This is a genomic window from Candidatus Enterococcus willemsii, assembly GCF_009933335.1.
GTDB lineage: Bacteria > Bacillota > Bacilli > Lactobacillales > Enterococcaceae > Enterococcus_F > Enterococcus_F willemsii.
This window is the reverse complement of the sequence record NZ_MAEL01000035.1, coordinates 112,440-131,165: the sequence shown is the minus strand read 5'-3', so window position 1 is coordinate 131,165 and position 18,726 is coordinate 112,440. Positions and strand designations below refer to the sequence as shown.

23 protein-coding genes and 1 riboswitch are annotated in these 18,726 nt (G+C 38.4%); of the genes, 3 read left to right on the top strand and 20 right to left on the bottom strand.

Translation table 11 applies throughout. The annotated features are described in order from the left end of the window. Positions 1–62: 62 nt before the first annotated feature. The 6 genes from rpoZ to BAU17_RS06280 form a co-directional block, all read right to left on the bottom strand. Positions 63–368 (bottom strand): DNA-directed RNA polymerase subunit omega, encoded by a 306-nt coding sequence (rpoZ, locus tag BAU17_RS06305; protein WP_161901982.1) that lies wholly within the window; start codon positions 366–368, stop codon positions 63–65. Between the two features lie 5 nt (positions 369–373). Beyond that, positions 374–988, bottom strand: a complete 615-nt coding sequence (gene gmk, locus BAU17_RS06300) for a guanylate kinase (RefSeq protein WP_161901981.1) — start codon at positions 986–988, stop codon at positions 374–376. 129 nt (positions 989–1,117) lie between these two features. Next, a complete protein-coding gene (locus BAU17_RS06295) occupies positions 1,118–1,999 on the bottom strand; it encodes a YicC/YloC family endoribonuclease (RefSeq protein ID WP_161901980.1) in 882 nt (293 codons plus the stop codon). A gap of 13 nt (positions 2,000–2,012) precedes the next feature. Continuing rightward, positions 2,013–2,231 (bottom strand): YdbC family protein, encoded by a 219-nt coding sequence (locus tag BAU17_RS06290; RefSeq protein ID WP_161901979.1) that lies wholly within the window; start codon positions 2,229–2,231, stop codon positions 2,013–2,015. A 112-nt stretch (positions 2,232–2,343) separates the two neighbouring features. Beyond that, positions 2,344–3,960, bottom strand: a complete 1,617-nt coding sequence (locus BAU17_RS06285; protein ID WP_161901978.1) for a patatin-like phospholipase family protein — start codon at positions 3,958–3,960, stop codon at positions 2,344–2,346. Between the two features lie 17 nt (positions 3,961–3,977). Further along, positions 3,978–4,688 carry a class A sortase gene (locus BAU17_RS06280; RefSeq protein WP_202622285.1) on the bottom strand — a complete coding sequence of 237 codons (711 nt, stop codon included), beginning with the start codon at positions 4,686–4,688 and terminating at the stop codon, positions 3,978–3,980. A gap of 189 nt (positions 4,689–4,877) precedes the next feature. Here BAU17_RS06280 and BAU17_RS06275 point away from each other — a divergent pair, with 189 nt between their 5' ends. Further along, positions 4,878–5,663 (top strand): hypothetical protein, encoded by a 786-nt coding sequence (locus BAU17_RS06275; protein ID WP_161901977.1) that lies wholly within the window; start codon positions 4,878–4,880, stop codon positions 5,661–5,663. 55 nt (positions 5,664–5,718) lie between these two features. Here the strand turns inward: BAU17_RS06275 and thiD are convergent, their stop codons facing one another. The 6 genes from thiD to thiT form a co-directional block, all read right to left on the bottom strand. Then, positions 5,719–6,543: a bifunctional hydroxymethylpyrimidine kinase/phosphomethylpyrimidine kinase gene (thiD, locus tag BAU17_RS06270; protein ID WP_161901976.1), complete on the bottom strand. Its 825-nt coding sequence runs from the start codon at positions 6,541–6,543 to the stop codon at positions 5,719–5,721. Further along, a complete protein-coding gene (gene thiE, locus BAU17_RS06265; RefSeq protein WP_161901975.1) occupies positions 6,533–7,165 on the bottom strand; it encodes a thiamine phosphate synthase in 633 nt (210 codons plus the stop codon). Before thiE ends, thiD begins: the two co-directional genes overlap by 11 nt. Then, the gene (gene thiM / locus BAU17_RS06260; protein WP_161901974.1) at positions 7,158–7,952 is read right to left on the bottom strand and encodes a hydroxyethylthiazole kinase; all 795 of its coding nucleotides are present in this window, start codon (positions 7,950–7,952) and stop codon (positions 7,158–7,160) included. Before thiM ends, thiE begins: the two co-directional genes overlap by 8 nt. After that, complete coding sequence (gene thiW, locus BAU17_RS06255; protein WP_237579091.1) at positions 7,952–8,425, bottom strand: energy coupling factor transporter S component ThiW; 474 nt, start codon at positions 8,423–8,425, stop codon at positions 7,952–7,954. Before thiW ends, thiM begins: the two co-directional genes overlap by 1 nt. Positions 8,426–8,459: 34 nt before the next feature. Further along, positions 8,460–9,131 carry a thiaminase II gene (gene tenA / locus BAU17_RS06250; protein WP_161901972.1) on the bottom strand — a complete coding sequence of 224 codons (672 nt, stop codon included), beginning with the start codon at positions 9,129–9,131 and terminating at the stop codon, positions 8,460–8,462. A 69-nt stretch (positions 9,132–9,200) separates the two neighbouring features. Further along, positions 9,201–9,788 carry an energy-coupled thiamine transporter ThiT gene (gene thiT, locus BAU17_RS06245; protein WP_161901971.1) on the bottom strand — a complete coding sequence of 196 codons (588 nt, stop codon included), beginning with the start codon at positions 9,786–9,788 and terminating at the stop codon, positions 9,201–9,203. Between the two features lie 60 nt (positions 9,789–9,848). After that, positions 9,849–9,950: riboswitch (TPP riboswitch) on the bottom strand. Positions 9,951–10,106: 156 nt separating this feature from the next. Between thiT and BAU17_RS06240 the strand changes: the two genes are divergently transcribed. Both BAU17_RS06240 and BAU17_RS06235 read left to right on the top strand, forming a co-directional pair. Further along, a complete protein-coding gene (locus BAU17_RS06240; protein WP_161901970.1) occupies positions 10,107–10,424 on the top strand; it encodes a cupin domain-containing protein in 318 nt (105 codons plus the stop codon). An 11-nt stretch (positions 10,425–10,435) separates the two neighbouring features. After that, positions 10,436–12,052 carry a peptide ABC transporter substrate-binding protein gene (locus BAU17_RS06235; RefSeq protein WP_161901969.1) on the top strand — a complete coding sequence of 539 codons (1,617 nt, stop codon included), beginning with the start codon at positions 10,436–10,438 and terminating at the stop codon, positions 12,050–12,052. Positions 12,053–12,187: 135 nt separating this feature from the next. Here the strand turns inward: BAU17_RS06235 and BAU17_RS06230 are convergent, their stop codons facing one another. From BAU17_RS06230 to purR, 8 genes are all read right to left on the bottom strand, one after another. Further along, entirely contained in the window at positions 12,188–12,409 is a 222-nt protein-coding gene (locus tag BAU17_RS06230; protein WP_161901968.1) for a hypothetical protein, read from the bottom strand. Between the two features lie 91 nt (positions 12,410–12,500). Next, the gene (locus BAU17_RS06225; RefSeq protein ID WP_161901967.1) at positions 12,501–12,722 is read right to left on the bottom strand and encodes a hypothetical protein; all 222 of its coding nucleotides are present in this window, start codon (positions 12,720–12,722) and stop codon (positions 12,501–12,503) included. 45 nt (positions 12,723–12,767) lie between these two features. Next, positions 12,768–12,989, bottom strand: a complete 222-nt coding sequence (locus tag BAU17_RS06220) for a hypothetical protein (RefSeq protein ID WP_161901966.1) — start codon at positions 12,987–12,989, stop codon at positions 12,768–12,770. 506 nt (positions 12,990–13,495) lie between these two features. Then, on the bottom strand, positions 13,496–14,341 hold the full coding sequence (locus tag BAU17_RS06215) for a histidine phosphatase family protein (RefSeq protein WP_161901965.1): 846 nt from the start codon (positions 14,339–14,341) through the stop codon (positions 13,496–13,498). Between the two features lie 274 nt (positions 14,342–14,615). Next, a complete protein-coding gene (locus tag BAU17_RS06210) occupies positions 14,616–15,596 on the bottom strand; it encodes a ribose-phosphate diphosphokinase (RefSeq protein WP_161901964.1) in 981 nt (326 codons plus the stop codon). 115 nt (positions 15,597–15,711) lie between these two features. Next, positions 15,712–17,085, bottom strand: a complete 1,374-nt coding sequence (glmU, locus tag BAU17_RS06205; protein ID WP_161901963.1) for a bifunctional UDP-N-acetylglucosamine diphosphorylase/glucosamine-1-phosphate N-acetyltransferase GlmU — start codon at positions 17,083–17,085, stop codon at positions 15,712–15,714. A gap of 144 nt (positions 17,086–17,229) precedes the next feature. Beyond that, positions 17,230–17,631 carry a nucleoside-diphosphate kinase gene (gene ndk, locus BAU17_RS06200; protein ID WP_161901962.1) on the bottom strand — a complete coding sequence of 134 codons (402 nt, stop codon included), beginning with the start codon at positions 17,629–17,631 and terminating at the stop codon, positions 17,230–17,232. 167 nt (positions 17,632–17,798) lie between these two features. Continuing rightward, on the bottom strand, positions 17,799–18,620 hold the full coding sequence (gene purR / locus BAU17_RS06195; protein WP_161901961.1) for a pur operon repressor: 822 nt from the start codon (positions 18,618–18,620) through the stop codon (positions 17,799–17,801). Between the last annotated feature and the right edge of the window lie 106 nt (positions 18,621–18,726).

The window sequence follows — 18,726 nt, the reverse complement described above, 5'->3', positions numbered from 1 at the left end:
TGTAAAAAAATTTAATCTTTAAAAAACGAAAAGAGCCTGGAACATATCCAGACCCCCGTCGCTTATAATTTTTGTTCTTGACGAATGCGTTGCTCTAATTCTTTTTGTTCTTGTTCTTTTTTCACTTGGCGTTCTTCAGCTTCCATTTTCAAACGAGCACGTTTTACTTCTGGATGTGGATCACTGATAACTGTCTCAGCTTCAATCTCCTCTAATGCTTGCCCAACGCTTTTAACTGAATCAAATTGATCCAATGTTGCTTGTGAACCTGCATCTAATTCATGTGCACGTTTGCTTGCTAAAATAACTAATGAATATTTTGAATTCACACGATCCAATAAAGAATCGATTGATGGTTTTAACATCATAATTTTTACAGCTCCTCTAACATTTTTCTATATTTATGAATGACACGATCGACGCGAAAATGTTCGCTGGAAATAATTTCTTTAATACGTTGAACTGCTTTTGGTACTTCATCATTTACAACTGCATAGTCGTACAATGCCATCATTTCAATTTCTTCACGAGCAACACGCATACGCTCGTCAATGACTTCCGCAGAATCCGTCCCACGACCAGTAATTCTTGAGCGTAACTCGGTTAAATCTGGGGGTGTTAAGAAAATAAAGACCCCGTCAGGCACTTTCTCTTTGACTTGTAACGCACCTTGGACTTCGATTTCTAAGAAGACATCTTTTCCCTCATCTAGTGTCTGTTGCACATAAGATAATGGTGTACCATAGTAGTTTCCTACGTATTCTGCATATTCCAGCATTTCACCAGCAGCAATTAAACTTTCAAATTCTTCGTGGCTACGGAAAAAATAATCCACGCCATCTACTTCACCGATTCGTTTCTTTCGAGTCGTCATTGAAATAGAATATTGGAAATCATTGTCTTCACTATCAAATATCGCTTTTCGCACGGTCCCTTTTCCTACACCAGAAGGACCAGATAATACGATTAATAAACCTCGCTCTGTCATATGGACGTCCTTTCACTCTACAATTTGCTTAACGTCTATTTTGCACTTTTTTTCAGCAACTTTCAAGAATTACTTTATTATAACGAGAATTTTATTAAAAAACTACTTAAAAGCCCTCAGAAATCGCTCTTATTCGACATTTTGTACTTGCTCACGAATCTTTTCAATCGTCGTCTTCATTTGAACGACAGCATTTTTAATTTCGATTGGACTTGATTTAGATCCTATCGTATTCACTTCCCGGTTCATCTCCTGAATTAGAAAGTCTAATTCACGCCCGACAGGTTTATCTGCAGCCAATAACTCCGCCATTGAGGTTAAATGAATATTCATCCGATCGAGCTCTTCATGAATATCACCACGTTCAATTAAAATAGCCAGTTCTGTTAACAAACGATCTTGATCCACTTCTGCACCTAAAAAATCAACCAATCGTTTTTCGAAGCGTTCGCGATAATCTGCTTCATAAACATCCACAAAAGCGGACAACTCTGCTACTTTTTGTTGCAATAGCGCACGATTTTCGGTTAAAACTTGTTGAATACCTGTGCCTTCTTTTTCTCGACTACGATTATTGGCAATTGCCGCTTCACGAACCGCAGCAATCACAGCTGATTCCAAGTTGGTGTCAGTTGTTTGTTTTTCTTGAATATCGATAAACGCATCATTATCTGTCAAACGCGTTAAAATACTCGCTGCTGAAATGTCTTCATTAAAACGTTGACGAGCTTCTTTTTGCATGTTAGTGACCAATTCAGACATTAAGTCCCAATGCATCACCACTTGCTTATTACTGTCACCTTTTTCTTTCAGCGTGATATAAACTTCCACGCGTCCGCGCTGTAGCGTTTCTTTAATCGTCTGACGAATTACTTGCTCATACGTATTTAATTGCCGCGGATGACGCAGTTGGATATCTAAAAAGCGATGGTTGACACTTTTCATCTCCACTTCAATTTGATAATTCTCTGATTCTTGTAGAGATTTTCCAAAGCCAGTCATACTTCTCATGGCGTGTCACTCCTTACATACCCAAAATAGTTTGTTTCAATGCATCGAATTCTTCATTTGATAGCGTAATACCTTTTCCCATCTTCTCGTGCTCAGGACTCCAATCACGTAAATCAAATTTTGGCGGGCGACCGTTCCAGCTCACTAAATTTAGTTCTTTACGCCATCCTTTTTGATTTTCAGATAATACGGCGATTTCTTCAACAATTTCATATGAAAATTCACTAGCCATCTACATCCCTCTTTCTTTGCTCAATAGCTTTATTTTAGCTTATTTTTGACGATGTGTAAAAATTCTTTCGCCCATCGGCATATGATAAGCGGCTCATTAATAGATACGCATTTTATTGGAATAAAAAATGTAAAAATTTTGCCGCTACGCTAAGAATTGTCTCAAACATCACCATTTGTGAAGAAAGAGTACCTTTTTGTAATTTCTGATAGAACCAGTCAAATTGATTTTTATCAGATAGAGGCAAACGCTGTTGGTATTGTTGCATCCACTCACCTATCGACAAACTTCCAATCGAGGTTGATTGCTTTTCTTGCGCATTTTGTAATGCTGTTAGGAATTGATTTTTCGTATATACGTGTGTCGGCGAAACGTCAAATAAGCGAGCCAAAAGTTCTACAAACACAAGTCCCCCTTCTTCTATAGGCGCTTTATGTTGGTAGATTTTTCCTACTTTCTTCCAAAAGTCCTGCTGTTTTAGTATTGCTTGCAGAGGCGTACTTTTTAAAGAACGTAGAAATGCTTGCCATTCTTTTTGCCAGACGGTTTCTTTAGTGAAAGTATACCAATACCCTTGAAAGTGTCCGAAATACTTCATCGTTTCCAAATAACCTAAACGATAATTTGTTTCTGAACGCTCTCGGTCAAATACCAGTAAATTCCCTAAGGACCAAGGTGAACGTAAATCAATCTGGGCGATTCCGGCATCAAGTCTCACTTTTTTAGTGATGCCTGGCCCTTTGACATCCACACAAATACACTCGCTAGCGCCTTGTGCCACAGCCACATCTAAAGGCACATTGTTGCGATAACCACCATCGACGTACCATTCACCATCAATTTCCATCGGATTCATTCCCGGATAAAAAGAAGCGGAGGCAACAAGCCACGCCAATTCATCTAGTCCTTTTTTGACATCAAATTCATGGACAACTTCTTGCAACGCAGGAAAACGCGTGGTGCATAAAAACAATTTTTTCTTACTTTGTTGCATTTTTTCTTCGTCAAATGTCGCTCGTAACAAATCTTGCAGTGGTTTGGTACTGACTCCATTGTCTTTGACTGCCGTGGTGGCAAGTGAAGCGACTTGTTGCAGCAACGTAGTAAAGGTGGCACTCGTGGCACTTGCTTCTGGGAAAGCCAACACTTTATCGGTACTAATCGACAACCATAAATCACGCGCAATCGCTATATCATCCATTAATATTAATGCCCCGTTAAGTGCACCAACAGAAGTGCCTGTAATCCAATCATACGAAATATTTTCGGCTTTCAATGCCTGCCAGACGCCAATTTGATACGCACCTTTTGCACCGCCACCTCCAAGAACTAAGGCTGTACGATAATGAAACAATTTATAAAAGCCTTCATCAGTAACTTGATATCCTTGTTCAAGAAGCCATTCTTTTGCTAATTCTCCGACTGACAAAGGGAAACAAACCGATTCAACAAACTGTTGACGCAAAAAAGTTTCAACTGTCGTGAGTATCTTTCGCCATGTTAATTGGTTGTTAGGATTTTGAATTAAGTTGGTAATCCGCACGTGTTTGTCGCCTTCCAACGCCAATAATAATTGCCCAGTAGATAATAACCAGACCTGTCCAGCTTTGACTTGTTGGATGAGTGTTCTTCTAGCTTCAGAATGCGTGGGAAAAAAAGGGAGGACTAAGCGTCCTGCCATTAATTCTGGATAACGCAACCAATCAGAAGGATAAAATTTTTCAAACATGATTTCACCTCCAAAGACTAAAATGTTCGTTGGTCAAGATTAAAAGCAGTTAACGCTTGTTCGTCTGCCTCAGTAATCGTAGTAACTGCAGTCAATTCTCCTTGAACTAACCAGCGGGTCACAGCACTAGCTTCTCCACATGAAAGCAGCGTTACCAGTTTCTTCCCTGGAACGTCTTCCACCACTTCCACACGACTCGGGTCAATTCGTTCGGATACCGTCACTTGATACGTATAAATGTTGGTCAAATCGGTCAAATAAACAGTATCACCTAACTTCACTTGATCCAAATGTGAAAATAAAATATCTGACTGTTCAATTCGATGGCTGGCTAAAGCATAGTTTCCCTCACCCATCAGCTGATTCGGGTGAAAAGTTCCCGCACCATACAATAATTCTGTGTTGCCTAACCCTTTAAAGATTGGTAAATTGATTCGGACACTTGGTACAGCAACACCACCGATAACTGGTAACACTTTATTTTCAAATTGAGCTTTTAAAACATCCTCGACACTGACAGGGACCACCGCTTCAAAATCAAAACTTGCTTCTTGCTCTAAATTAGTTGTAATCTCTTTTTTAGACACTTCAGAGATAGTGTATGTTTCACTATTTTTTTTAATTAAAAAGTTCTTAATTTGATTATTAAAGATTAACGCCAATCCAATTAATAAAAGTAAAAATAACAAACTGTTTACAAACCAATTTTTCCATGTGTTTTTCTTCATGATTGACTTCCTTTTTGTTTTCTTTTATCATACCATATCGCTACTTTTAAATGAAAAATTCTCATATAAGAAATTACTTTATTGTCTCGTTTGTAATCAATTTTTAACGGAAAAGAAACAAGCCTTTTTAATTTTTTTATTGTAAAATAAAGGTAGTGTGACGTATTGAGAAAAGGAGGAGGGTTATGGGTGACAGATTTGATTTATGTACATATTGACACGATTAGTAATGCCGTTTTAACACACGGAATTACAACCAAAGATTTTCACCAAGGGATTATTCATCAACCAAAAAATCTGTTATTATTGAACCCTTCTAGTGAGCTAGGCGAGTTTGAAACGCATTCTGGCATGAAAATTATTCGAGGCAGTGAAGCAGTCAACACCTATTTCCAATTAATGGCAAAAAGTCGTGATTCTGAAGAAAATAAATGGATTGATTTTTCTGACCCTTTTATGCTCAAAGAATTAACACCTTTAGAAATTTCGGAACTGCTTTATTTTGGTCACATGAAAATCCATCTGCATTCCCCATTTTTTTATAAGTTACAAAACAACTTTGTCTATTTTGACCTTAAAGATCAAATGGCGCGTACGTATTACCGTTATTTAGATGAATTTTATCGCATTTTATCAAATAAACTGAGACAACTCGTTTTCTCAGCAATTAATAGTAAACGCAAACTATTCAAAAAGCCACAACCAATCGCCAATTTACCTTTTGATTTAATGAAAACATTGCGTGAAGCGATGAAAGAAGGGTTATCATTCTCATTCCAACAAGCCACACAAACGGAACAAATGTATCAAGTGCCAATTTTTATCGTCGAAGATGCACGATTTATCGGACGAGCAAGTGCTTTTACAGAAGATATGTTAGTTGGCTATTTGAATTATCAATTAACTGAACAAACATGGTCATTGGATATCGAGGATTTTCTTGGTTTTTCAAACATGACAACACCGCTTATTTAAATAATAAACAGGCAAACCAGCTGAGTATATCAGTGGCTTGCCTGTTTTTAGTTTATTAGACAGGTTCGATACGAATCTCTGTACTTAATTTTGCCCAATGATTGGTAGGTCCGTGTCCATGTCCCACAAAAATACCTTCTGTAATGGCGCCTTGAATATACGCTTTCGCTGTAATAATCGCTTCTTTCATCGACACACCTTTCGCCAATTCTGCGACAATACACGAAGAAAAAGTATCACCGGTACCATGGGTATTTTTGGTTGTCTGCCTAGGAGCCCGCAACCAAAATTGTTCGCCTGTTTCTAAGAGAACAAAATCAGAAGCTTCCGTTCCCTCTAAATGTCCTCCTTTCATCACCACATTTTTAACACCAAACTGTTGAAGTGTAGCAGCTGCGCGTATCATCTCCGCTTCTGAGGTGATTTGTTGACCAATAAGCACTTCTGCTTCTGGGAGATTTGGTGTTACCACTGTCGCCAACGGCAATAACTCTGTCTGAATTGTTTGAATGGCATCGTTTGATAATAACGGGTGCCCACCTTTGGCAATCATCACAGGATCTACGACCAACGGGCCAAAATTATAAGTCTGTAAATTTTTAACGACTGTTTGGACATGCGCTGTATCTGCTAACATACCGGTTTTCGCTGCACGTATAGCAAAATCATCTCCTAAAGAAGCAAATTGCGCATCGACAAATTCACATGGCACAGGCAAACTTTCTTGCACGCCTAGAGTATTTTGAGCCGTTAAAGCCACAACAATACTCATTCCAAACACATGCCTTGCTTGAAAAGTTTTCAAATCAGCTTGAAGACCTGCACCTCCACCTGAATCTGAACCAGCAATCGTCACAACTTGTGGTGTACTATTTTTCATCGGTTTCCCTCCATTGCTCAATGATGTTTCGCATTGCAGTCACTTTATCTTTTACTGACTGCGCTTGCATAATCTCACTAACAACCGCCACACCTGCGACCTTGCTTTTAGCAAGACTTGGAAGATTTCCCTCGGTAATTCCTCCGATTGCCACGGTAGGAATCGATACTCCCTCGGTAATCTCTTTCAAAACGTTGAGAGGCGTGCGTTTTGTTGCTTTAGTTTGCGTAGGGAATACCGCACCAACCCCCAGGTAATCTGCTCCTTGTTGTTGAGCTTCCTGTGCACGTCCAAGCGTTTTAGCTGATACACCAAGAATTTTATCGCCAATCAAGGCTCGCGTTGTCGCAACCGGTAATTCATCATCACCGATATGAACACCTGCAGCATCTACAGCTAAGCAAATATCCACTCGATCATTAATAATTAAAGGAATATGGTAACGATCCGTTATTTGTTTCACTCGCTGTGCTAACTCATAAAATTGACGTGTACTCAACTCTTTTTCTCGTAACTGAACCATTGTTACGCCCGCTTGACAAGCTTGTTCAATTGTTTGTAAAAACATTTCTTCTGTTCCATAACGATGAGTCACTAAGTATAAAGTAAATGGATTATTCATAGTTTTTTCCTTTCATCTGCTTTTGCCAACATGTTTGATGTAGTAATGACAATTGATTACATGTTTCTTGCCGGAAATCAGCTAAGCCCATCGGTTGGACCAAAGATTTTTTAGCAGCTTCGCCACACAAATTAAAATAGCTAACAGCCAACCTCGTTGCTTCAAGTGATGGATACCCTGCACCCAAAACACTTGCAATTAGCGCACCAACGATATCACCGGTGCCAGTGAAACTATCCAATTCAGCCACGCCATTTTCTAAAAGCAGCACCGTTTCGCCTTGTACAATGACATCAGTTGGACCGGTCGCTAGGTAGGTGGTGGTAGACGGTAGTTTTTTTAAGGCTGTAATCAGTTCATCCATTTCTGCAGCTTGCTGATCAAAAGGACTTCCATCAACCCCTCGACTCTTAGTAGCCAAGCCGCAAAAACTACGCATTTCAGAGATATTGCCTTTAACAACGGTGGCATTTACTGCCAGTTCTTTCGATAATGCTAATCTTAATGAACTTGCTGCTACACCAACGATATCTAGCACAATGGGTTGTGTCGCCATGTGACTAGCTATTTTTAAGGCCTGTTCTTTTGCAGGCGATATACGCCCTAAATTTAATAAGATACTATCTGTCTGTTCAAATAAATCCGCAAATTCTCGTGGATCTTCGGCCATAATCGGTTTTGCACCAACAAACAATAACGCATTTGCCAACAATTCATTCGTAATTTCATTGGTTATGCAATGAACGAGCACGGATTGTTCTGTAAATGGAAAAGGTGAGCGTTTCATTAACTAACACCTCCTTGAAATACTTGTTGAATTTTTTTCATAATTGGCAGATGCTGCGCTTTCTGCCAACTAATATATGCAACAATTGAACCGATACATGCGGCACCGATGAAGCGTGGGGTATACATGAACCAGTAGAAATCTTGTTGACTCCCTGTAAACCAAACCATTACAGGATAAGAGAGCAATGAACCGATAATCCCAGTGCCAATAATTTCTCCAATTGCCGACGAAACAATCGATGCACGCCAACGATAACCTAGGCCAGCACAAAAGGCTCCAAACACTGCACCCGTTAAAGCAAGCGGTGGAATCCCGAGTAGCATCATACGGATGAGACCACAAATGAAAGCCATCACTGTGCCATAAAAGGGTCCTAATAAGACACCGGCAAACACATTCATCACACTCGACATCGGTGCCATTCCTTCAATTCGAAACAATGGAGACAAAACGACATCTAACGCAATCATCATTGCAAGGTAACTCAGTTTTTGTATTTTTTTATTAAGCATACGTATCCTCTCCCCACATCTTGCGTTGATAGGCCATTTCCCAAAACGCATATTCCATATAGGTACTAATATGAAAAGCTTCTAACATTTGTTGTTGCTCTGCTGTAGATGCTTGTTCGTAACATTCATTGAGCAACTGCTGAAATTCCGACACAATTGCCATACTTTCTTCTGTCGTACACGTGTCAATCCATGTTTGATAGTGAGGATGTGGTGAGCCAGTTTGACTTAACGTTAAGCCGATTTCTTGGTATAACAATGCACAGGGCAATAAACTTGCAAATGCAACGGTTGGAGAATAAATCAATTGTCGATACATATGTGACACGTAATGATAAGGAACTTCTGCCATCGGAACTTGTCTAATCTCATCGTCTGCAATGCCCATTTCTTGAAATAACGTGGCACGGATAGCTTGTTCGCCAGCAACTAAGCGTTTGCCACCTTGTTCAAAAAATAGCCGAATTTTTGCATGCTCGGTTTTTTCAGCAATTTGTCGATACAGTTCTTGTAGCTGTAGTAAATAATAACGATCTTGTAGCAAATAATAACGAAATTTTTCTTCAGGTAAGGTTCCTTGGTGTAATTCACGAATAAATGGATGAGTGAAACTTTTTTGCCAAATCATTGCTGACTTTTCTTTGGCATCACTTGTAAATGTCATGTGATATCCCCCTTTTTTCCTAGCCAAATAGCCTCCAAACGGTTGCATCACCGATTGAAAGCTGTTGAATTATTTTGTTGTGAATTCGATTTGTGCATCTTTTGGCACAAAAATAGCCGGGAATTTTTTATAGAGAATGATTAGTACAATGACTGTACAGATTCCCGTTGAAAGCCCACTTGCGCCATTCATGACCAAAGAAAAGACCACTGGACTCATGCCACCAAACGCATACTCGCCCCAAAAAATCCAGCCCGCTATAAAGTGCCAGAAATAACGCGCCAAAACACCAATAAATACACCTGATACAATTTGGCCTCGAACGGTTTGTTCTTCTCCTTTTACGAGTGCTTGTTGTAATTTGACGGCTGTAACACCTGTTAAACCCGCAAAAGTAAAAGCCAACGGATATTCGATTAACACTTGCGCAACACTTAAAAAATATACTTGCCCTAAAGGAAAATGCAAGAGTCCCCAAACAAGCCCCGCCAACAAGCCCGCTTTAGGTCCTCGGCGTAACGCATAAATTGCTAGGGGGATTTGACCTAAGGAAATCGAGTAACTTGACCCAATCCCAAGTGGAATATAGGAAAGCACCATCGCCAGTGCGGCCAAAATCGTTCCTTCCACCCATATTTTTGTAGTCGTTGTACGCATAAAAAAACTCCTCCTTCAGAATCCTCACAATTCACAAAGGAGAAGTGGATAATTTTATACACTTCAGCTCTTCACAATTCCTACGCTCGAATGATCGAAACAGGTACGAAGGGTTTAGAGTAAACTCAGTCTCAGCCCAAATGGACTCCCCTTTGTGATTAGATTCTATTTAATTTTTATTCCTCTAAAATCATAGCATAATTTATCAAACTTGCAAACTTTAATTACTTTTTATTCCGATAGAATATTCTGAAAAGTTTGACATTGGACAGATTTTCAGTATGATTAGGAATAATAAGATGGAGAGGAGCACGGGGAATGATTATCAAACCAACACTTTTACAAGAAATGAATATCTTTTTTGACAAAGAAAATCAACCCAACCAACGAGTAACCATGGGGGTAATTACTTTGCAACCTGGTGAAAAACGTCCATTAGAAGGTTTTGCCCGCCATGAACAAGATGAATATTCTTACATTATCTCAGGGTGTGCCCATACAATTTTAGAAGACGGGCGAGACTTACTTGGCAAACCTGGAGACGCACAATTAATTGAAAAAGGCGAGGGACATATTAATTATAATGATGGTGACGAGCCGGCAGTGGTTGTCTGGCTATTAGTCGAACGCGATTAGGAGGAAAAAGAATGAAAAAGGGATTTTGGTTAGGTGCCTTAGCAGCAATCACATTATTAGTCGGTTGCTCCACAGGCAAAGAAGAAACAACGGTTAAAACAGTCAATTTAATGTCTGCGTCAGAATTGACCACATTAGACACATCGAACATGCTGGACTTTCCAGATGCAATTACACACACTGCCGCATTCGAAGGATTATACGCTTTAGATGAAAATGATGAAGTGATTCCGGCAGCCGCAAAAGAATTACCAGAGATTTCAGAAGATGGAAAAACCTACACGATTACTTTGCGAGAAGATGGTGTATGGAGTAATGATGAACCTGTTACTGCTCATGATTTTGAAGCTGCTTGGAAAAAAATGATTGATCCAAAAAACGCCTTAATCTATAGCTTCTTATTGGCAGATACTGTTGCTAATGGTACAGAGATTCTGGCTGGCGAAAAAGAACCCGATACACTAGGTGTCAAAGCGTTGGATGACTACACGCTGGAGGTAAAATTAAAAGAAGCCAAACCTTATTTTACTTCACTGCTTACTTTCCCAACGTTCTTCCCACAAAACCAAACAGCGTTAAAAGAATTTGGTGATGCTTACGGCAGCGACAGTGAGAGCGTTGTTTATAATGGACCTTTCCTTGTCGAAAATTGGAAACAAGCAGACATGAGTTGGGATTTAGTCAAAAATGAGAAATATTGGGACAAAGACAATGTAAAATCAGATAAAATTCACTACGAAGTCATCAAAGAAACATCTACTGCTTTAAATTTATTTAACGATGGCCAATTGGATGTCGCTACGTTAACTGGTGAATTGGCGAAACAAAATAGTACCAACGAAAACTTCCATTCTTACCCAACCGCAACAATGAACTATATTCGTTTAAATCAAAAACGAGCGGGTAAAGATACGCCATTGAAAAATGAAAACTTACGAAAAGCAATTGCTTTAGGAATTGATAAAGAAACACTAGTCAACAACATCATGGCTGATGGTTCAAAACCACTTTATGGTGCGATTACGGAAGGCTTTGTTACCAACCCTAGCACGGGTGTGGATTTCCGCGAAGAAGCAGGGAATTTAATGGAATACAACAAAGAAGAAGCCTTAAATTATTGGGAAAAAGCCAAAGCAGAACTTGGCGATGAAATTACCCTAGACTTCATCGTGACTGACGATAGCGGGTATAAAAAAATGGGCGAAAGTATTCAATATAGCCTGCAAGAACTTTTTGACGGCTTAACTATCAACTTGCAATCTTTACCAACAGAATCAGCCCTCAATTTAGGTCGAGAAAGTAACTATGATATGTTCCTCATTTACTGGACACCTGATTACAAAGATCCAATCTCTACCTTAAATACCTTATATACTGGCAATGACCGAAATTATTCAAATCCTGTCTATGATCAGCTACTGGATGATGCTTCCGTTAAATATGCCAATGACTTAGATAAACGTTGGCAAACACTTATCGCTGCTGAAAAAGAAGTCATTGAAAATACTGCGGGAATGGTTATTATCAGCCAAAACCAACAATTCGTTTTACAAAGTGAAGGTATTGAAGGATTGAATTATCACACCTTCGCAGCTCCACTAACGTTGAAAAATATTTATAAGAAATAAAGTACGATTCTATGTAAAGTGAAGAGATTGAAACCAATATATCTACTTACTTTTAATAACAACAATCCGAACGATTTAAACAGTTCTCCATTCTGTTTAAATCGTTCGGATATTTTTATAAACTTCGGTAACAAGTTATTCGTAACTTCTTTCAACTAAAAAAGTATGGGTATCTAGTTTAGTTGTTTTAGAATTCCATCTAGGTTGAAAGACTAATAAACCAGCTTCTATTTCTATTACAAGATGCAACTCATCGTATTCTTTTGTGAGAAAAACAATTTTGTCATCACTTGCTATTGCAGCGATGCTATTTGGATCATAGTGAAATGTCCATTTCTGTAAATTAATACTTTTCATACATGCAGCTCCTTCTTTTTTTAGTTCATACCTGCTATGAGTATTTGTTCTAGTTTCCTAAAATAGGTAATATTGTTTGTTAAAAATCGCCTCAATACTTATTTATTTCAATTAAAAACGTATCTGTCTCTACTTCAGTTATTTTTGTACTCCATCTAGGTTGGAATACTAATAAGTCAGCTTCTATTTCTATCACAAGATGCACATTATCGTAATCTTTTGTGAGAAAAGAAATTTTTTCAGGACCCGTTATTGCTGTTGTCTTATTTGAATCATAACGAAACGTCCATTCTTTTAAACTTACACTTTCCATAAAAGTTAGCCTCTATTCTTTTTTATTCCGAGGATAAAAATCACCTCAATAATTATTTGTTTCAATTAAAAAAGCACCTGTCTCTAAATCAGTTATTTTTGTACTCCATCTAGGTTGGAACACTAATAAGTCCGCTTCTATTTCTATCACAAGATGCACGTCACTATAATCTTTTGATAAAAAAGCAATTTTTTCAGCATTTGCTATTGTCGTCACCTTATTTGAATCATAATGAAACGTCCATTCTTTTAAACTTACACTTCCCATAAAGTGAGCTCCTGTTCTTTTTTATTTCGATCAACTGTTGGTATTTATTTTGAGATTCGCATCTGTAAATTTTAACTATTACTCTTCTCTTCACTATCCGTTAAATAAATCGTTTTATGCTTCCAATCAAACTTTAAAGAAATTGCCCATGACATTTCTTGTACTTCAATATCTGCATCCGAAATGATAAATGAGCAGAGTGCCCCGTGTCATTTTTGTCCCTAACAACTAACTCATTAGAATTCTCAACATTCGAGAATAACTTTAATTCTAAGTGATTATCCGTGATTAATCGCCAACCATTTTTTAAGTTCATTAGCTTACCTACTTTCTTTTATTAAAATTACTTTGCTGATAAGTTCTACATAGTATACTCTGAAAACAACTTTTGTTTCCGTTTTTATCCTAAACGTCGTAAATTCATACTTGAACGTCGTATTTTATGTATGATTCTCAAAAAAAAAGAATGAACAATCGCTATTCAGGATTGTTCATTCTAAATCATTCTATTCTGCTGCTTGTCCAGCTTCTGCGTAACTCATATCGTTCACTGTTCCCAATGTGTATTTACCATCTTTATATTTGATAATATTTACACTGGCATTTTTTAGTCCGCCTTCTGGTACATCAAATTCTTCAAATAAAGTATCTAATAAAGCAGAAATACTTAAGCCATGTGAAGTAATCAAAATATTTCCTGTGCCTGGATGTTTAGATTCTTCTTCAACAATTGCATCTAGTCCTTCTGTTAAGCGACTAGTAATCGTATCATAGTCTTCTGCCGGCCAATTCACGCCTTCTTCAATGCCTTCTTTTTTCATGCGTTCTTTATCAAGTTTTGCCACACTATCGGCAAAATCTTTTGGATTCATGTTTGCTAGAAATTCTTCTAATGAGACCCCATGATCATCGGCAATATCTTGCCACATGGTATGATTTAAATCACCTTCATATGAACCAAAGTTAAATTCACGCAAACGACGATCAGTATGCAATTCTAAGTGCGAAGATGCTTTATTTTCATCTAAAATCAATTGCGCTGTCTGAACAGCACGACCACTATCACTGCTATAAGCTGCTTGGAAATCAATGTCTTTTAAACCAACACCAGCTGCTGTGACAATTTCTTCACCTGCAGGCGTCAACACTGCGTCTGACCATCCTTGTACACGATCAGTCGTATTCAACATCGTTTTTCCATGACGAACAACATAAAGCGTCAATTCTTCTGCTTGCTCTGTTTTTTCAACAGTTGACGATACATCAGTGCTTTCAGTTGCTCCCCCTTGACAACCGGCTAATACCAAACCAAATGATAAAATAATACTTGCCATTCCTAACAATTTTTTCATACTTTCTTCCTCCTATTACGCCAACAACGACTTTTCTCTTTAAACGCAAAAAAGCCCATAACTGTCCCATCTGTTTTGGATGCAGTTACAGGTTATGCTCGTAATCGATAACATTCCTCGTTGTTTGCTTTGATTATTTCACAATGAAAAGGTTATCATTTTTTTGAATAACTGTCAAATGCAATTATGAAAAAAGAACATTTTCGCTCTTATACAGTTATTTTTTCAATAAAAAAGTTGTTGCAACATTCGTTACAACAACTTTTTTGTTTTTTTATTGATTGAAGGCTTCTTTTGTTTCAAATAATGGACTAACTGGTTTGTTCTCATGGATACGTTTAATTGCTTCCGCCATCAATACACCCACACTGATTTCATCAATTTTTGCAATTTTGCGTTCATCTGGCAGATTAATCGAATCTGTCACAACTAAACGTTCAATTGCGGAGTCTTGAATGCGGTCCAATGCTGGACCAGATAATACAGGGTGTGTACAAGAAGCATAAACGCTTTTTGCGCCAGCTTGTTTTAACGCATTGGCAGCTAATGTAATTGTACCTGCTGTATCAATGATATCATCGATTAATACACAAATTTTGCCTTCGACATGACCAATGATATTCATTACTTCTGCTACATTGGCACGTGGACGACGTTTGTCAATGATTGCAATCGGTGCTTTTAAAAATTCAGCTAATTTACGTGCGCGTGTTACTCCACCATGGTCTGGAGAAACAACCACGACATCATCACCTTGAATATTGTTTTCTAAGAAATAGTTGGCAATTAATGGTGCACCCATCAAATGATCCACTGGAATATCAAAGAAACCTTGAATTTGTGATGCGTGTAAGTCTAAAGTAACCATACGCGTTGCGCCTGCTTTTTCAATCATATTCGCTACTAATTTCGCTGTAATTGGTTCACGTGAGCGTGCTTTACGGTCTTGACGTGCATAACCATAATAGGGCATTACCACATTGATTGTTTTTGCACTTGCTCGTTTTAACGCATCAATCATAATTAACAATTCCATCAAGTTGTCATTGACTGGACTACTCGTTGACTGAACGATGTAAACATGGTCACCACGAATACTTTCTTCAATGTTGACTTGAATTTCACCATCACTGAATTGTTTTACAGAACACTTACCTAATTCTACACCTACTGCAGCAGCGATTTTTTCCGCTAACGGACGATTAGAGTTTAGCGCAAAAATCTTTAACTTTGGATCAAAATAATGATTCGACATGAGAACCTCCACTTTCTTTACATTCGACTAGTAAAAAGACTACTATTTTACTAGAATCATCTTCCTAATAAATAGTAGTCATTTTTCGCTAAGAAATCAAGCCATTTAGATTGACTTATTGCATATATGGAATTTTTTTTGCGTAATCCTCTTTATTTACCTGTCTTGCACGAGCAATTGCTAAGGCATGTTCTGGAATATCATCTGTAATTGTTGAACCTGCTGCCACGCAACTATTGGCTTCAATTTCTACAGGTGCAATGATATTAACAGATGAACCGATGAAACTATGATCCCCTACAACCGTGCGATGTTTCTTTTTGCCATCATAATTGACAAAAACGACCCCACAACCAACATTAATGTCTTTTCCTAATGTCGCATCACCGACATAACTTAAATGACCGACTTTGGTTCCTTCGCCCACTACAGCATTTTTGACTTCAACAAAATTCCCAACATGGGCATTTTCATGAATTTCTGCTTTTGGACGCAAATGCGCATATGGTCCTACATCTGCCCCTGAACGCACGACACTTTCTTCTACAACCGATGTTTTAATCGTCACGTTGTCTTCAATCGTGCTATCAACGATTTGTGATTGGGCTGTAATCACACAGTTTTCCCCAATGACTGTTTTTCCTTTTAAATAAACACCTGGTTCGATAACCGTTTCGGCACCAATTATGACTCCTGCATCAATGTAAGTAGCAGCTGGGTCAATGAAAGATACACCGTTTAGCATGTGTTGATGATTAATACGTTCACGCATCAAACGGTTGGCTTCTGCCAATGCGACACGATCATTCACACCTAACGATTCATTGAAATCTTCTGTTTGATAAGCGGCGACATTTTTGCCGTCTGCTTTTAAAATTTCAATGATATCTGTTAAATAATACTCTCCTTGCGCATTATCGGTGTTTAGGTTTTCTAAAGCATCAAATAATAATTCATTATCAAAGCAATACGTCCCTGTATTGATTTCCTTGACTTGCGCTTCTTCTGGCGTTGCATCTTTTTGTTCAACAATTCGATCAACAATTCCGACATGGTCACGTAAAATTCGTCCGTAGCCTGTTGGATTTTCAGCATGGGCTGTTAGAATCGTTGCAGAAGCCCCTTTTCCTTGATGATACTCGAATAAATTATCTAATGTTTCAGAAGTTAATAACGGTGTATCGCCACTAATAACCAGCGTCGTCCCTTTTTTTCCCTTTAAAAATTCAGCCGCTTGCATGACCGCATGACCCGTTCCTAATTGTTCGGCTTGCAAGGCGTATTGGCTACGTTCACCTAATTGTGATTGAACTTTATCTGCACCGTGACCGACAATCGTCACGATTTCTGTTGGATTCGTTTCTTCTACTCGATTAATAATATGTTCTACCATGGGTTTCCCACAGACAGGATGCAACACTTTATATAATTTTGATTTCATACGTGTTCCTTTACCTGCGGCTAAAATAATTGCGTAACGTGCATTCACGCGCTTCACTCCATTCGATTTTTTGCTTTTTTAAGTGTAGCCCAATTTCTTGGGTTTTTCAACTATATCGCAAATTTTATAGGTAGACCAATTAATAATCCGTCGCTAAAAACTGGCAGGCTCCCCATTCTTTCCCTCTCTTTTTCAACCAAAAAAACGTTCAATTTCGATAGTAGCTGACTCTAAACTATCCGAGGCATGCACAACATTTCGTTGTTTACTCGTGCCAAAATCGGCACGAATTGTTCCTGGAGCTGCTTCTAACGGGTCAGTTGCACCAACTAGCTGACGAACTCTTGCTACGGCCCTTTCACCAGATAAAATCAGCAAAACAACCGGACATTCCATCATAAAGGCACATAAACCGGGGAAAAATGGTTGCTTGCTCACATGTTGATAGTGTTCTGTTAACACTTCTTTCGTAAGCGTCTTCATTTTCATCTTCTCTAATGTTAAATTCGCTTGCTCAAAGCGTTGTATAACCTTCCCAATTAATTGACGCTGTATGCCATCTGGTTTAATAATTACGAATGTTTTTTCCGTCATCATGGTCACTCCTCACTTTTTGTATGATGCCAGTGTACCTTATTCCAGTCGACTATACCACTAAAATGCTGATTGGTTAGATGGAAAACAACAAAAGCCCACTCTTTTATATCGAGGAGGCTTTTGTTATATGGTTATTCTACAATGCCAACAAATTTTATATCAGACTATTCTTCATCAAAATAATTTCCTGGTACCACAGAAATTGTTTTGGTTTGTGTATTAACATCTTCGACAAATAATAATGAGCTATAGTCGGTCACTGCACGTTCGCCACGGAATTTTGCTTCAGCAAAAACAGTTACCCCCACAAGTTCTGCTTCGAATTCTTCAATTAACCCTTGCATACCGTTAATTGTGCCGCCGCCTTTCATAAAGTCATCAACGACTAATACACGAGAACCGCGTTTTAAACTGCGTTTTGATAATTCCATTTTTTCGATTCGTTCGGAGGAACCTGATGCATAATTGACACTGACTGTCGGTCCTTCAGTAATTTTAGAGTCTCGACGTACAATAACAAACGGAGCGTTTAAGTAATAGGAAACGGCTTGAGCAATTGGCACACCTTTTGTTGCCACAGTCATCACCGCATCGATTTTTTGACCTAAATACTTCGAAGCGATGATTCGTCCAACTTGGCGAAGCAAATCAGGTTCCCCTAGTAAGTCAGTTAAATACACGTACCCACCTGGAAGTAAACGACTTTGTTCAGACAAACGATCAGAGAGTGCTAAAATATATTCTTTGGCTTCCTCTTTTGAAATTGTTGGCACAAAAATAACTCCGCCAGCTGCTCCGGGAATGGTCTCTAAAATACCAGTGCCTCTTTCTTTAAATGTTTTCTTTACAATGGCTAAATCTTCACTAATCGATGATTTCGCTGATTCATAACGTTTCGCAAAAAACGTTAAGGAAATCAATTTGTGTGGATGCTCTAACAAATAATGGGTCATATCAATTAATCGCTCACTACGACGAACTTTCACGAACTCCAACTCCTTCTCTTAAATTCTTTCTCCTCATTATAAAGGTTTTTACTGTCTTTTTCGAGTATTTTCTTCTTTTTTATTAAAATTGTTCGTAATTTATTCA

What these genes read in the sequence shown, in the direction of transcription:
- BAU17_RS06210 (WP_161901964.1), bottom strand. Translation starts at nt 15,596, where the DNA reads ATGTCGAATCATTATTTTGATCCAAAGTTAAAGATTTTTGCGCTAAAC.
- tenA (WP_161901972.1), bottom strand. Translation starts at nt 9,131, where the DNA reads ATGACATTTACAAGTGATGCCAAAGAAAAGTCAGCAATGATTTGGCAA.
- rpoZ (WP_161901982.1), bottom strand. Translation starts at nt 368, where the DNA reads ATGATGTTAAAACCATCAATCGATTCTTTATTGGATCGTGTGAATTCA.
- thiT (WP_161901971.1), bottom strand. Translation starts at nt 9,788, where the DNA reads ATGCGTACAACGACTACAAAAATATGGGTGGAAGGAACGATTTTGGCC.
- thiE (WP_161901975.1), bottom strand. Translation starts at nt 7,165, where the DNA reads ATGAATAATCCATTTACTTTATACTTAGTGACTCATCGTTATGGAACA.
- thiD (WP_161901976.1), bottom strand. Translation starts at nt 6,543, where the DNA reads ATGAAAAATAGTACACCACAAGTTGTGACGATTGCTGGTTCAGATTCA.
- BAU17_RS06290 (WP_161901979.1), bottom strand. Translation starts at nt 2,231, where the DNA reads ATGGCTAGTGAATTTTCATATGAAATTGTTGAAGAAATCGCCGTATTA.
- BAU17_RS06235 (WP_161901969.1), top strand. Translation starts at nt 10,436, where the DNA reads ATGAAAAAGGGATTTTGGTTAGGTGCCTTAGCAGCAATCACATTATTA.
- BAU17_RS06230 (WP_161901968.1), bottom strand. Translation starts at nt 12,409, where the DNA reads ATGAAAAGTATTAATTTACAGAAATGGACATTTCACTATGATCCAAAT.
- ndk (WP_161901962.1), bottom strand. Translation starts at nt 17,631, where the DNA reads ATGACGGAAAAAACATTCGTAATTATTAAACCAGATGGCATACAGCGT.
- BAU17_RS06220 (WP_161901966.1), bottom strand. Translation starts at nt 12,989, where the DNA reads ATGGGAAGTGTAAGTTTAAAAGAATGGACGTTTCATTATGATTCAAAT.
- gmk (WP_161901981.1), bottom strand. Translation starts at nt 988, where the DNA reads ATGACAGAGCGAGGTTTATTAATCGTATTATCTGGTCCTTCTGGTGTA.
- BAU17_RS06225 (WP_161901967.1), bottom strand. Translation starts at nt 12,722, where the DNA reads ATGGAAAGTGTAAGTTTAAAAGAATGGACGTTTCGTTATGATTCAAAT.
- thiW (WP_237579091.1), bottom strand. Translation starts at nt 8,425, where the DNA reads ATGATTGCGTTAGATGTCGTTTTGTCTCCATTGTTTCGAATTGAAGGA.
- BAU17_RS06295 (WP_161901980.1), bottom strand. Translation starts at nt 1,999, where the DNA reads ATGAGAAGTATGACTGGCTTTGGAAAATCTCTACAAGAATCAGAGAAT.
- thiM (WP_161901974.1), bottom strand. Translation starts at nt 7,952, where the DNA reads ATGAAACGCTCACCTTTTCCATTTACAGAACAATCCGTGCTCGTTCAT.
- BAU17_RS06240 (WP_161901970.1), top strand. Translation starts at nt 10,107, where the DNA reads ATGATTATCAAACCAACACTTTTACAAGAAATGAATATCTTTTTTGAC.
- BAU17_RS06280 (WP_202622285.1), bottom strand. Translation starts at nt 4,688, where the DNA reads ATGAAGAAAAACACATGGAAAAATTGGTTTGTAAACAGTTTGTTATTT.
- BAU17_RS06285 (WP_161901978.1), bottom strand. Translation starts at nt 3,960, where the DNA reads ATGTTTGAAAAATTTTATCCTTCTGATTGGTTGCGTTATCCAGAATTA.
- BAU17_RS06215 (WP_161901965.1), bottom strand. Translation starts at nt 14,341, where the DNA reads ATGAAAAAATTGTTAGGAATGGCAAGTATTATTTTATCATTTGGTTTG.